Consider the following 13,737-nt stretch of genomic DNA (forward strand, 5'->3'; position numbering starts at 1 on the left):
TACAAAGTTTTTTGCTTGTTACAGAATGCCAATTCATAAAGATTTGTTATGATTTTATAGTTTGCTCTTATTTGAAGATTCTCCCAAACAATGCTTCCACAAAAATCATTTTAGGACATCTCCAAATGACTTGTAAATCTTCTGAAAACGAAGTCTCTTCATCTAAAAATTTGAAAATCACTCTCGAATCCCCTTCTTTAAACATGGATGAAAATATTTTAGAACCCAATTCGTTTTTAGAACCTAAAATATCTAACAATAACAAATCATAGAACCAAAATTTATCTTTTCTGTGAAATTTAGTAAAATCGGATTCGGATTTTAGAAATTGAACTAGAGCTTTTGATTTTTTGGAAGCATTTTTAAAAGTATAACCTGTACTTGCTTTCGTCCAACCGCCAGCTGAACCAATATTGATGATGTTCTTTGTATTGTGTTTCCAGAAAGGATAACACGTCATCGGGATATTGCCTTGTTCTTTTTCTATGATTTCGTATTCGGTTATTCCGAGATTTTCAATGTATTTATGTATTTCAGCTTCGTATTCCTCTTTAGAAAGTAAGTTTTTTGAGAACAAAGTATATTCTAACAACGCTTCAGTTGAAGAAGTTGGTAAAACATACATAAAACGCGTATTGCCTTTTTGTTTCACCGAAAAATCCATGAAAGTAGCACAATTGGGTGTAAAAACAGCTTCTTTACATTTGATAAACCAACCAATAAAATGTTGCTGAATTAATGGGAATTTTGTTTGCGCTGTAACAACTTCCGGATTGTAAATCGAATTAAAAATTTTGTTACAAGTGAAGGTTTCTTGTTCTGTTTTTACAACACAATGATTCCCTAATTCAGAAAAATCGACCACTTTTTGATTCAGAAAATGAATGTTTTTATTTTCTGAAATCTTTTTGAAAACCAATTCGTAAAAATCTAAACCATTAATTTTTTTGTATTGATAAGGCGTCAATTCTAAAACGCGATTAAATTTCTCATTCGCAAAAATCGCTTGATTCCATTTTTTTGAAACGATTTCATCAAATAAATTATTTTCATCCCAAAAGCACCACGTTCTATCGTTTACTTTTTTGGTATTTTCATCAATTAATAAAATTGATTTATCATCAAACTTTTCAGATAAAAGCATTTCGTAAACGGTCATTAAAGCGGATAATCCTGAACCTGTGAAGATGTAATGATAATGTTGCATTTTTCAAAGATAAATAATTTGTTGTAATAGTTTCAAATCGTTTTTTAGTCTTGTCTAAAAAAATATTTTGGTATTTAAAAACTTTGTATATTTGTCAAATTAAAATGTTTATGACCATTTCGGAAGAAAACTATATTAAAGTTATTTATCATTTGTCGTTGGTTTCTCCAAAAGGCGTTAACACAAATGCTATTGCTGGTATGCTCGATACCAAAGCGTCATCGGTTACTGATATGATGAAGAAACTTTCGGATAAAGATTTGGTAAGTTATCAAAAATACCAAGGCGTTACTTTAACAGAAAAAGGTTTGCATTCAGCTAAAATGATTGTAAGAAAACACCGTTTGTGGGAAGTTTTTTTGGTAGATAAATTAGGTTTTTCTTGGGATGAAGTGCACGAAATTGCCGAAGAATTAGAACACATAAAATCGGAACAATTGATTAATAAATTGGATGCTTTTTTAGGATTTCCAGTAGCTGACCCACATGGCGACCCAATTCCAGATGCGAAAGGTGTGATTAAGAAAATCGAAAAACAATTGTTATCAGAAGCAGAAATTAATTCATCTTTTCATTGTGTTGGCGTGAAAGATTCTTCTACCGATTTTTTAAAATTTTTAGATAAGCAAAAAATAGCATTAGGTTCGGTTGTAAAAATAATCGACAAAGAAGATTTTGATGATACGTTAACCGTGGAAATCGATGGAAAACGCTTAACTATTTCAAATAAAATTGCTAATAATTTATATGTTCAATAAGTATGTTTGATTCAATTATCCATTTTTTTGAGAGTATTGACCCTATTTTGGCGGCATTTTTAGCCACTACTTTTACTTGGGGTTTAACGGCATTCGGTGCTTCATTTGTGTTCTTTTTTAAGAATATGAATCGTGTAGTGTTAGATGGAATGCTTGGTTTTACAGGAGGCGTTATGGTGGCAGCAAGTTTTTGGAGTTTATTAGCGCCTGCTATCGAAATGAGTCATGGAGAAGGTTTTGTAAAAGTATTTCCACCAGCTTTTGGATTCGCTTTGGGAGCTTTATTTATTTTCGGATTGGATAAAGTGTTGCCACATATGCACATTAACTTCAAAGAAACAGAAGGAATTAAATCGCCATGGCAACGTACAACGCTATTGGTTTTAGCCATTACGTTGCATAATATTCCAGAAGGTTTAGCAGTTGGGGTTTTATTTGGTGGAGTGGCAGCAGGAATTCCAGAAGCATCGATTGCTGGAGCAGTTACTTTGGCTATTGGAATTGGAATTCAGAATTTCCCTGAAGGAATTGCGGTTTCTATGCCGTTACGAAGAATGGGAATGAGCAGAAGAAAAAGCTTTATGTACGGTCAATCGTCGGCTTTAGTAGAACCTATTTTTGGAGTTTTAGGAGCAGTTGCGGTTACTTTTTTTACTCCAATATTACCTTATGCTTTAGCTTTTGCAGCCGGTGCCATGATTTTTGTGGTAGTGGAAGAAGTTATTCCAGAAACACAACAGGATAAAAACACCGATATTGCCACTTTGGGATTTATCGGCGGATTTATAGTAATGATGACTTTAGACGTAGCTTTGGGTTAATGACAGGCACAATCGTCGCCACAAGGTTTTGATTTCTTGGTGCGTTTTTTCCAAAAGAATTTTTTTACTAAAAAGCCTACTGCAACCGCTAGTGAAGCATAGACTAAAATTTGTTGTATATCCATATTTTAAAAATATATTCCAGTTCCTAAAGTTACAAAATTATAATTTGGTGAAGCAATTTTTAAGTACTCATATCCTAACGAGAAAAAATAATTCTTTTTATGATATTTTCCTCTGATTTCAAACGAATTTACAGGCAAACCATTTATGCTACTCCACATCATCGCACTATTAAAACTGATGTTTTTTATTGCAAAAATATCAGTATGCAAACCATAGGAGAAACCTGCTTTTTGTACATCATTACCAACGTAAGTAGCGCCAAGTGTCCAACCTAAATTGAATTTCTTAAATCGAATCCTATCATAAGCCACGTTAAATTGAAACAATGATAGGTTTGAAAAACGATTTGTAAATACATTTTTTTCCAACAGTTCTCGGTAATCAGCTTGTACATAAAAATATTGAAATGGTCTAAATTTTGCTTTTAGATGATTTCCAAATATATTGTTGTTGCTGTACAAAAAATGGTTTTCAACATCAAATCGCATTATATTTCCATATTGAATACTGTCGTTTTCTTTTTGAAAATTTCCTGATTCGCCATCGAAATAAGGATATTTAGAAAGTGAATTATACAAATGATTTTCGCTTCTATAATCGCCAATAGTGGAATAAAAACTCACATATAAAAATCCTTCTACAAGCAAACCTGCTAGTCCAAAATCATTTGAAGAAGAACTTCTAGAAGAACCAGAACTTGAGGAGCTGCTACTTGAACTTGAAGAACGAGAAGAATTTCCCGATTTTAATTCGCTTTTAGACTTGTCGATTTTCTGAGAGAATGAACTATTTAATGTTAAAATAGTAATCAGAACAAATAATGTTTTTTTCATCAATTTTGTTTTTTGAAGACAATCAAAAATTATGCCTTTTATTTCAAGAATTGATAAGCAATCAGAGAAGTTATGTAAGCAAATCCACTCATGAAAACCAACTGAATTATCGACCATTTCCACGAATTGGTTTCTTTTTTCACAATCGCTAAAGTAGAAATACACTGCATGGCGAAAGCATAAAATAACAACAATGAAATTCCAGTAGCAAAATTGAATACTTTTTTCCCGGTTTCAGGATGAACTTCGGCTGCCATTCGGTTTTTAATGGTTGTTTCTTCTTCGCTATGACTCCCTACGCTGTAAATGGTGGCTAAAGTTCCCACGAAAACTTCACGAGCAGCAAACGAACTCACCACAGCAACTCCAATTTTCCAATCGTAACCTAAAGGACGAATGGCTGGTTCGATAGCTTTTCCCATGTACCCAATGTATGAATTCTCTAATTTGAAAGAGTTTATTTGGTCTTCAAATTCTTCGGTTGAGATAGTTTTGTTTTGATTTTGTTGGGTAATAATTTTTTCAGCGTTATTAAAATCATCACTTAAACCATGGGAACCCAAATACCATAAAATTACGGATAAGGCCAAAATGATTTTTCCCGCACCAGTTACAAATGCTTTTGTTTTTTCTAACACATTGATTCCAACATTTTTAAACATCGGAATTTTATAACTTGGCATTTCCACAACAAAATAGGATTTGCAGCTTAGCTTTAAATATTTATTAAGTAAGAAAGCCGAAAAAACCGCCATTCCAAAACCTATCAAATACAACGCCATTAAGGTTAAACCTTGTAAACTTAAAAATCCGAAGATTCTTTTTTCAGGAATAATTAAGGAAATTAAAATTGCATAAACTGGTAATCTCGCCGAACAAGTGGTGAAAGGCGTGACTAAAATCGTAATTAATCGTTCTTTCCAATTTTCGATATTTCTTGCACTCATAATGGCTGGAATAGCACAAGCTGTTCCTGAGATTAAAGGCACAATACTTTTTCCAGACAACCCAAATTTTCGCATGATTTTATCCATCAAAAACACTACGCGACTCATGTAACCGCTTTCTTCTAATACGGAAATGAATAAGAATAAAAAGGCAATTTGTGGAATGAAAATTACAATTCCACCAATTCCTGGAATCAATCCTTCACTGATTAAATTGGTAAATTCTCCTGCTGGAAGATGATGCTTGGCAAGCGAACTTAAATTGGCAAACGTTTCATCAATAAAATCCATCGGAATGCTACTCCAATCAAATAAAAATTGGAAAATTAACATTAAAATTCCAAAGAAAATTACATAACCAAAAATTTTATGCGTTAGAACTCGGTCAATTTTTGCACGAATATCTGTTGCTTTCGAAACGTCTATTTTTTGACCTAATTTTAGCGTGTCATTTATAAACTGATAACGCTTTATAGTTTCCTTCTGTTGTAATTTTTTTAAATCGGAATGCGATTTGGTAAACGAACTTTTGATTTCGTTTCGGTCTAAATTTAAGAAATTCACATCTTGCGTAATTACCAACCAAAGTTTGTACAGCAATTGATTTGGAAACGCTCTTCTTAAATTATTGAAATAATCTGGATCAATAGAAGACGCATTCAAACAAGGTTCCGTGGAAAGAGTATTATAATTTAGAATTAAATCTTTCAAATAATTAATACCAATTTTTTTACGGGAACTAATTAAAGCAATCTTCGTTTTTAGTTCTTTTTCTAAAACAGGAATATCCAATTCAATTCCTTTCAATTTCATTCTATCCGCCATGTTAATTACTAAAATGGTCGGAATTTCTAAATCTTTAATTTGGGTAAAAAGGAGTAAATTTCGTTTTAAGTTTTCCACTTCGGTCACCACAACGGCAACATCTGGAAAATCTTCGTCGTTTTTGTTGAGTAATAATTCAATCACCACATTTTCATCAATCGAACTAGCATTTAAGCTGTAAGTACCGGGTAAATCGATGATTTTTGCCTTTATGGTTTCGTTTAATTTACAAACGCCTTGTTTTTTTTCAACGGTAATTCCTGGGTAATTCCCCACTTGTTGATTCAATCCTGTTAATTCATTAAAAACCGATGTTTTGCCCACATTTGGATTTCCAATTAAAGCAACTTTGATAGGATTTTTACTCATGAGAATTACATTTTGGTAACCGTGATTTCTTTAGCCGTTTCTAATCGAATGGCTACGTGTGAATCATTTACGTTAAAATACAAAGGATCACCTAAAGGCGCAACTTGAATTAAAGTAATGGAATTTCCAGGTAAACATCCCATTTCTAATAGCTTTAGTGGGATTTCATCTAGATTGATGGAGGTTATTTCGGCAACTTCTCCAATTTTAAGTTCAGAAGAACAAATTTCCATTTCCTTATTTAGATTGAATTAAAATACAAAAGTAAAAATTATAATCGGACTAAAACTGATAATTGTCAACTTTAGTAAATTATTTGTAAAAATAAATTTATTGGTTTTCACAAAGCCAAAAAATATCTTCTAAAAGTTGTTTCATGTTCTTTGTTTTGGGGTCATTCGTGGGTTGGTCTAAATTAGTGCCATCGTAAAATCCGCGAATTCTTTTGTTTTTATCAACTAAAATAAAATTTTCGGTATGCACCATGTCATACAATTCTTCTGGCTTACCCGTTTTTACAGCTAAATAGGATTTTCGGGCTAGATAATAAATATCTTTTTTATTTCCAGTAACCAAATTCCAACGCGAATTATCAACACCTTTTTCGATGGCATATTTTTTTAAAACTTCAGGCGTATCGATATCAGGCGTAACAGAGAAAGACAATAGTTTTACTTCTGGATTATTCTTCAATTGATTTTGTAACCAAACCATGTTGTCGGTCATTTTTGGACAAATTGTTGGGCAAGTTGTAAAAAAGAAATCGGCTACATAAACAGTATTTTCGTAGTCTTTTTGTGTAATTACTTTACCATTTTGATTGGTAAAAGCAAAATCCGCAATTTTATGATCGTTGCCAATATGTTGCACTGTTGAATCTACTAATTCTGGATTAATATCTCTTGGCGAATATATGGGAAGCATTTTTTCTGGAGATAATAAGTTGTATATCCCGAAATATATAATGATAGAAAGTATTCCAAAAATGATAAAAAACTTTTTGTAAGGAGCTAGAAAATCAAGCATATATTTTTTTTGCAAAATTAATCATAAATCATATAGGTTTTGTTAAAACGCGACTAGACATTTGTTAAAATTATAAAATGTTGATTATCTTGGTTATATTTGTAGAATTATACCATTAAAACTACAGAAATAATGATTAAAAATTACTTGATTGTTAGTATTTTGTGTTCCTTTTTAGGATTTTCACAATTTAATTCCTCTGCCCCTTGGATGGCTAACATAAACAAAGCAAAGAGCGAAAAAGTGAGTATTGAAGAAATGGTTACGGCTTTCAATACTTATTGGTTAACAAGAGATAAAAATGCCAAAGGCTCAGGTTATAAACCTTTTATGAGATCGGAATACTATTGGAGAAATTTCGCAAATGAAAGCGGATATATTCAATCATCTGATGATTTTTGGAATGCATGGCGTCAAAAAAATCAAAGTAAATCAAATAGAACAATAACAAATAGGTCACTTCCTTCAAGTGATTGGCAACCTGTAGGTCCATTTACACATACAAATACAGGATCTTGGTCTTCAGGTCAAGGGCGTGTAAATATTGTACATGTAGACCCATCTAATCCTAGTGTTATTTATTTAGGAGCCCCAGCAGGTGGCATTTGGAAATCTACTAATAACGGAACTAATTGGACTCCTCTTACAGATGATTTACCACAAATAGGAGTTTCAGGTATTGCAGTTGATTATTCCGATTCTAATACAATTTATATTGCAACAGGAGATAAAGATGCAGGCGATTCTTATTGTGTTGGGGTTTATAAATCAACAGATGGTGGTCTAACTTGGAATCCTACTGGAACAATGGGAGGTTCAAATCCATCAAGAGCTGGAGATATAATAATTCATCCTACAAATAATCAAATACTTTGGTGTGCTACAAGTAATGGGATTTACAAAACTACTAATGCAGGAATATCTTGGACTCAAGTACAAGCAGGTGATTTTTCTCAAGGTAATATTAGATTAAAACCAGGGGATCCTACAAAAGTTTATGCATCTTCAGAAAATAGTTTTTTTAGATCAGTAGATACTGGTTCAACTTTTACTGCTGTCACAGTTTCTACAATTGCTACAACTAGCAGAATAATTATAGATGTAACTCCGGCAAATAGTAATCTTGTTTATGCTTTAAGTGTTAATACAAGTAACACATTAAATGGAATATACAAATCAACGAACGAAGGAGTTTCATTTTCTAGAGCATTTGGAACGCCAGATATATTAGAATCTAACCAAGCATGGTATGATTTGGCTTTAGCTGTATCTCCAACTAATGCAGATGAAATCTATACGGGCTGTCTTAACGTTTGGAAGTCTACTACAGGAGGTAGTACATTTTCAAAATTAAATAGTTGGAGTAATCCAACAGGGCCTTCTTATACCCATGCAGATATTCATTATTTAGGATTTCATGGCAATAAATTATTTGCTGGAACCGATGGAGGAATCTATGTTTCTGAAAACAATGGGACAAATTTTACAGATTTAACAGCAGGTGTTCAAATAAGTCAGTTTTATAAAATTGCTGTAGCTAAGCAAACATCTGCTAACATGGTAGGAGGTTTACAAGATAATGGAGGTCATGCCTACAGTGGAAGTCAATGGAAAAATTATTATGGAGCTGATGGAATGGATACAGCAATTAATCCTACCAATCCAAATCAATATTATGGGTTCATCCAAAATGGGAATAGTTTATATATTAGTAATTCAGCAGGGAATGCAATAAGTAGTTCAGTTTCTTCTCCAGGTGGAGCAAATGGGAACTGGGTTACACCTTTAATAGCGAATAATTCTGGTGAATTGTTTTCGGGATTTGCAGGACTATACAAGTTGACAGGAAGTGCTTGGGTACAACAAAATGTTGATGGATTAGGCACTGGAAACTTAGATGAAATTGCCGTTGATCCTTCAAATGATGATATTATGTATGTAGCAAATGGCGTTAAACTTTACAAGAGTACTAATAGAGGAGTGAATTTTACAAATGTATTCAATTCGGTTAATGGCAACATTACCTTTATTGAAGTTCATTCTACAGATAGCAATATCGTTTATTTAGTTACAGAAGGTGCTTCAGGAAAAGTTTTAAAATCAACAGATGGTGGCGTTTCTTTTACTGATTTTTCAACTGGATTACCATTTATCGGTAAAAACTGTATTGTACACCAAGGTAGAAATACAGATAATCCATTGTACGTAGGAACGGCTTTGGGAGTTTATTATCGTGATGATACTATGTCATCTTGGTCTCCTTTTGATACTAATTTACCAAATGTTTCAGTAACCGATTTAGAAATCAATTTAGAAGACGCAAAATTAATTGCAGCAACTTATGGAAGAGGGGTATGGCAAACAAATATTCCTGTGCAAGTTCCTGCTAATGATTTAAAATTTGTAAGTATTCAAAATCCTGGAATTAATATCAGTTGTGGTTCTAGTATTATGCCTCAAGTTGAAGTTAAAAATAATGGAACAAATTCTGTTAGTTCAGTTACTATTAATTATTTGATAGACACAACACCATATAATTATGTTTGGAATGGTTTAATAGCTCCTAGCGCTACAACAATTATTGATTTACCTACTGCAACATTAACAAGAGGGGTTCATTCTATGAATGTTACAACTACAATTACAAATGATGCGTATCCAGATAATAATTCAGGATTAACACAATTTTATGTAAATGATACGGGTTCTGTGGGAATTATAAATCCTTTTACAAACACATCCGACGCTTTAATTTCTTATAACGAAGGCGGTACTACTTCGCAATGGGTTAGAGGAATAAGAACGGGAGGAACTATGGACTCTGCTGGAAATACAGTGTACACAACTAATTTATTAGGCAATTATCCTGATTTGACTAAATCATACATTGTATCGCAATGTTATAATTTATCAAATGTTGTAAATCCGACTATTAGTTTTGACATGAAGTTTGATTTAGAAGCCAATTGGGATGTTGTTTATGTAGAATATTCTACTGACTTTGGAGCTAATTGGACAGTTTTAGGAGAACAAGGACCAACATGGTATAACAGTAATAGAACTGAAGCAACAGCTGGAAATGATTGTTATAATTGCCCAGGAGCTCAGTGGACGGGAACAGATACTACACTTAAGACTTATACGTATCCATTAAATGCACTAAATAGTCAAACTAATGTTATTTTTAGAATTGTTTTCCATTCTGATGAATCTGCGAATCAGTTAGGGGTAAATATTGATAATTTTGTTATTACAGGAACACTTTCCAATCAGAATTTTGAATTACAAAATATTGTATTGTATCCAAACCCTTCAAAAGGAATATTCAATATTGCATTAGGAACAATAGAGCCTTCAACAATAGACGTTTATGATGTAACTGGAAAAATAGTTTGGTCAAGAAAAGATTTTACCGTTTCAAATTCAGAAGTTGTTTTAGATTTATCTCCAGTTGCGCAAGGAATTTATTTCGTAAAAATTTCAGCGAATAACCAATCAACAGTTAAAAGAATTATTAAAGAATAACTATGAATAAACACATTTTAAAAGGAAGTCTTGGCTTCCTTTTTTTATCAATCACCTTATCTTCTTGTAAATCATCACAAGAAGTAGCAGCTAAAAAAGAAACTGTAGGTATTAACGTAGGTTATATGGATAAAACCGTAAATCCTGCAGATGATTTCAATCGTTATGTAAATGGAACTTGGTTAGATAAAACCGAAATTCCAGCCGACAGAACGCGTTGGGGAAGTTTTGACGAACTTCGTAAAAACACCGATGACGATGTAATGGCCATCTTAAAAGAAGCTATCAAAGACAAAACTATCAATCCAAATTCTGATCAAGCAAAAGCAATAAATTTATACAAAACAGTTTTAGATACGGTAAGTAGAAACAAAGCCGGAATCGACCCGTTAAAACCTTATTTAACGAAAATTAATAGCGTTCAAAATGCTGATCAATTAGTAGCTTTATTAGCCAAAATGGAACCCGAAATGGGATTAGGTTTCTTCGGAAGTTACATTGGCGCCGATGCTAAAAACAGTAACAAAAACGTAATTTATGTAGGAACCGGAAGTCTTGGTTTACCAGATAGAGATTACTACGTTTCCGATGCGCCAGACAACAAAGAAAAACGTGAAAAATACGTGGCTCACGTCACCAGAATGTTACAATATTTAGGTGAATCTGAAGCTACAGCTAATACGAATGCGAAGAAAATTTTAGCTTTAGAGACTAAAATGTCAACCGCTACGTTAGACCGTGTTCAAAGAAGAGATAGAAGAAACACCTATAATCCAATGAGTTTTGCTGATTTACAAAAATTAGCGCCAACCGTAAAATGGGATACGTATTTCCTAAGTGTTGGAATTGGAAAAGTAGATTCGTTAGTTGTTTCACAACCAAAATATTTACAAACAGTCGAAACTATTTTAAAAGATAACCAAATTGAAGATTGGAAAGCCTACATGCGTTGGACAGCTTTAAGAGGTTCAGCAGGTTTGTTATCAACCGATATCGAAAATGCGAATTTTGATTTTTACGGAAAAACGTTAACTGGAGCTGTAAAACAACGTCCAGCTGAAGAAAGAGCTTTAGCAACCGTTAATGGAAGATTAGGTGAAGCGTTAGGAAAATTATATGTTGCAAAAAAATTCCCGCCAGAAGCAAAAGCAAAAGCGCAAGATATGATTGCAAACGTAATGCAAGCTTTCAATAACCGAATTGATAATTTACCTTGGATGACAAAAGCGACTAAGGAAAATGCAAAAATCAAGTTGAATAAATTCCGAGTAAAAATTGGATATCCTGATAAATGGAAAGATTATTCAGCTCTTGAAGTAAAGTCACCAGAACAAGGCGGAACGTATTTTGAAAATTCAAAAATGTACGCGAGATGGAGTCACAAGAAAAATATTGAAAAAATGGGGAAACCTGTTGACAAAGAAGAATGGGGAATGTCGCCACAAACTGTTAACGCTTATTTCAGCCCAACAAATAACGAGATTGTATTCCCAGCTGCGATTTTACAACCACCATTCTACGATTACAGAGCAGATGAAGCAGTAAATTATGGTGGAATTGGAGCCGTAATTGGTCACGAAATTTCACACGGATTTGACGATTCAGGTTCAAGATATAATGCGGATGGAAACTTAGTAAACTGGTGGAGTGATGAAGATTTAAAACAATTCACAACGTTAGGAAGTGCTTTAGCAGATCAATATTCAGCTTTAGAACCATTACCAGGAATTTTTGTGGATGGAAAATTCACTTTAGGTGAAAACATTGGAGATTTAGGTGGAGTTAACGCCGCTTATGATGGATTACAAATCTATTTGAAAGCAAACGGAAAGCCTGATTTAATCGACGGATTTACACCAGAACAACGTTTCTTTATTTCTTGGGCAACCATTTGGAGAAGCAAAATGCGTGATGAAGCTATCAAAAACCAAGTAAAAACCGATTCGCATTCACCAGGAATGTATCGTGCTTATGTGCCGTTACAAAATGTGGAAGCGTTCTATAAAGCGTTCAACATTCAACCAAATAACGGAATGTATTTGAAACCAGAAAAAAGAGTTAAAATTTGGTAATATTATTTAACCACATAGAATCATAGAATTTTTTTAGGAGTTCGTTATAGTTCACAAAAGCTATCTTTTCTAAAAAAAGTGAAACACCTTAAGTTTTAAATCTATGTTTCTATGTGGTTTTTTTTAAGACTATGTAAAGGTAAGTTCTGTCAAGCTGAATTAATTTCAGCTTCTCTTTATAGAGATTTTGAAATGAGTTCAAAATGACAATAGAGTTTCTTTTAAGTAGTTTTTTGTTTGATAAATAGTGAAGGATTAAAATGATTACAATCTGTGAAAATCTTTTAATCTGTGGCTAAAAACTATTTTTTCTTAATCGCACGATTCACTAAATAAAGTCCAATAATCGTTATCGTTCCGCCAATGATAATTGCAGTGGTTAAAGGCTCATTAAACAATAAATAGCCAAAAAATAACGCCACCATTGGATTGATGTAAGCGTATAAACTACTGATTTCTGTTGGTAGATTTTCCAACGCATAAATAAAAGCAATAAACGTCAACACCGAACCAAAAACCACCAAATAACCAATCGACCACCAAGAAATTACTGGAATTTCACTTAACGGAACCGAAGTCCCATTAAATCCAATCACGCTCGAAATCACAATACTCGAAATCAACATTTGCAATCCCAAACTAAAATACGGATTGAAATTCGTCTTATTTTCTTTGATATAAATCGAAGACAACGCCCAAGTAAACGTCGCAATTACCGAAAGTAAAATACCAAAACGGAATTCAGGGCGTAAGAAATCGTTGAGGTAATCGTAGAAAATAACGCAAATTCCGCCAAAAGCGACAATCAAACCAACAACCGCTTTCCAAGATGTTTTTTGTCCGCGAAACAAACTGATGATTACAATCCAAAGCGGAAATATCGAACCAATAATCGCACCCAAACCACTCGAAATGTATTTCACGCCCCAGGTACTCAAACCGTTACTCAGCATGAAATTCAAGACACTCAGAACCAAAATAGTGCGCCATTGTCGTTTGTTTGGCCAAGGATGTTTTTTGATTAAGAAATATAGCAAATACAACAATCCACCAAAGAGTTGACGCAACGCAACCAATTGCATCGGAGGCATGTGTTTGACACCTTCTTTGGAAGCAATCCAAGTGGTTCCCCAAAAAAAACTAATCCAAATTAATGCTAAAATCGGCAAGCCAATCGCATTTTTCTTTTGTTGGATGTAATTGTGAAATACGCTAAAATACGCCATTA

11 protein-coding genes are annotated in these 13,737 nt (G+C 33.3%); 4 read left to right on the top strand and 7 right to left on the bottom strand.

Annotated features, from left to right (window positions below; translation table 11 throughout):
- Positions 1-67 precede the first annotated feature (67 nt).
- A complete protein-coding gene (locus Q0075_RS05515) occupies positions 68-1,207 on the bottom strand; it encodes a lycopene cyclase family protein (RefSeq protein ID WP_297868641.1) in 1,140 nt (379 codons plus the stop codon).
- A 110-nt stretch (positions 1,208-1,317) separates the two neighbouring features.
- Here Q0075_RS05515 and Q0075_RS05520 point away from each other — a divergent pair, with 110 nt between their 5' ends.
- Together Q0075_RS05520 and Q0075_RS05525 are read left to right on the top strand one after the other, a co-directional pair.
- Positions 1,318-1,965, top strand: a complete 648-nt coding sequence (locus Q0075_RS05520; protein ID WP_297868642.1) for a metal-dependent transcriptional regulator — start codon at positions 1,318-1,320, stop codon at positions 1,963-1,965.
- Between the two features lie 2 nt (positions 1,966-1,967).
- Complete coding sequence (locus Q0075_RS05525; RefSeq protein WP_297868643.1) at positions 1,968-2,786, top strand: ZIP family metal transporter; 819 nt, start codon at positions 1,968-1,970, stop codon at positions 2,784-2,786.
- Here the strand turns inward: Q0075_RS05525 and Q0075_RS05530 are convergent.
- The 5 genes from Q0075_RS05530 to Q0075_RS05550 all read right to left on the bottom strand — a co-directional run bounded on the left by Q0075_RS05530 (position 2,783) and on the right by Q0075_RS05550 (position 6,912).
- The gene (locus tag Q0075_RS05530) at positions 2,783-2,911 is read right to left on the bottom strand and encodes a FeoB-associated Cys-rich membrane protein (protein ID WP_150111888.1); all 129 of its coding nucleotides are present in this window, start codon (positions 2,909-2,911) and stop codon (positions 2,783-2,785) included. The genes Q0075_RS05525 and Q0075_RS05530 overlap by 4 nt on opposite strands.
- A gap of 3 nt (positions 2,912-2,914) precedes the next feature.
- A complete protein-coding gene (locus Q0075_RS05535) occupies positions 2,915-3,745 on the bottom strand; it encodes a hypothetical protein (protein ID WP_297868644.1) in 831 nt (276 codons plus the stop codon).
- Between the two features lie 38 nt (positions 3,746-3,783).
- Positions 3,784-5,886, bottom strand: a complete 2,103-nt coding sequence (gene feoB, locus Q0075_RS05540) for a ferrous iron transport protein B (protein ID WP_297868645.1) — start codon at positions 5,884-5,886, stop codon at positions 3,784-3,786.
- 5 nt (positions 5,887-5,891) lie between these two features.
- Positions 5,892-6,119, bottom strand: a complete 228-nt coding sequence (locus Q0075_RS05545; RefSeq protein ID WP_297868646.1) for a FeoA family protein — start codon at positions 6,117-6,119, stop codon at positions 5,892-5,894.
- Between the two features lie 97 nt (positions 6,120-6,216).
- On the bottom strand, positions 6,217-6,912 hold the full coding sequence (locus Q0075_RS05550) for an SCO family protein (RefSeq protein ID WP_297868647.1): 696 nt from the start codon (positions 6,910-6,912) through the stop codon (positions 6,217-6,219).
- Between the two features lie 132 nt (positions 6,913-7,044).
- Here Q0075_RS05550 and Q0075_RS05555 point away from each other — a divergent pair, with 132 nt between their 5' ends.
- Complete coding sequence (locus tag Q0075_RS05555) at positions 7,045-10,437, top strand: T9SS type A sorting domain-containing protein (RefSeq protein ID WP_297868648.1); 3,393 nt, start codon at positions 7,045-7,047, stop codon at positions 10,435-10,437.
- A 2-nt stretch (positions 10,438-10,439) separates the two neighbouring features.
- A complete protein-coding gene (locus Q0075_RS05560; protein WP_297868649.1) occupies positions 10,440-12,509 on the top strand; it encodes a M13 family metallopeptidase in 2,070 nt (689 codons plus the stop codon).
- Between the two features lie 302 nt (positions 12,510-12,811).
- Here the strand turns inward: Q0075_RS05560 and Q0075_RS05565 are convergent, their stop codons facing one another.
- Entirely contained in the window at positions 12,812-13,735 is a 924-nt protein-coding gene (locus Q0075_RS05565) for an EamA family transporter (protein ID WP_297868650.1), read from the bottom strand.
- Positions 13,736-13,737: the final 2 nt, after the last annotated feature.

This window comes from uncultured Flavobacterium sp., assembly GCF_937967675.1.
Taxonomy (GTDB): Bacteria; Bacteroidota; Bacteroidia; order Flavobacteriales; family Flavobacteriaceae; genus Flavobacterium.

What these genes read in the sequence shown, in the direction of transcription:
- Q0075_RS05515 (WP_297868641.1), bottom strand. Translation starts at nt 1,207, where the DNA reads ATGCAACATTATCATTACATCTTCACAGGTTCAGGATTATCCGCTTTA.
- Q0075_RS05520 (WP_297868642.1), top strand. Translation starts at nt 1,318, where the DNA reads ATGACCATTTCGGAAGAAAACTATATTAAAGTTATTTATCATTTGTCG.
- Q0075_RS05525 (WP_297868643.1), top strand. Translation starts at nt 1,968, where the DNA reads ATGTTTGATTCAATTATCCATTTTTTTGAGAGTATTGACCCTATTTTG.
- Q0075_RS05530 (WP_150111888.1), bottom strand. Translation starts at nt 2,911, where the DNA reads ATGGATATACAACAAATTTTAGTCTATGCTTCACTAGCGGTTGCAGTA.
- Q0075_RS05535 (WP_297868644.1), bottom strand. Translation starts at nt 3,745, where the DNA reads ATGAAAAAAACATTATTTGTTCTGATTACTATTTTAACATTAAATAGT.
- feoB (WP_297868645.1), bottom strand. Translation starts at nt 5,886, where the DNA reads ATGAGTAAAAATCCTATCAAAGTTGCTTTAATTGGAAATCCAAATGTG.
- Q0075_RS05545 (WP_297868646.1), bottom strand. Translation starts at nt 6,119, where the DNA reads ATGGAAATTTGTTCTTCTGAACTTAAAATTGGAGAAGTTGCCGAAATA.
- Q0075_RS05550 (WP_297868647.1), bottom strand. Translation starts at nt 6,912, where the DNA reads ATGCTTGATTTTCTAGCTCCTTACAAAAAGTTTTTTATCATTTTTGGA.
- Q0075_RS05555 (WP_297868648.1), top strand. Translation starts at nt 7,045, where the DNA reads ATGATTAAAAATTACTTGATTGTTAGTATTTTGTGTTCCTTTTTAGGA.
- Q0075_RS05560 (WP_297868649.1), top strand. Translation starts at nt 10,440, where the DNA reads ATGAATAAACACATTTTAAAAGGAAGTCTTGGCTTCCTTTTTTTATCA.
- Q0075_RS05565 (WP_297868650.1), bottom strand. Translation starts at nt 13,735, where the DNA reads ATGGCGTATTTTAGCGTATTTCACAATTACATCCAACAAAAGAAAAAT.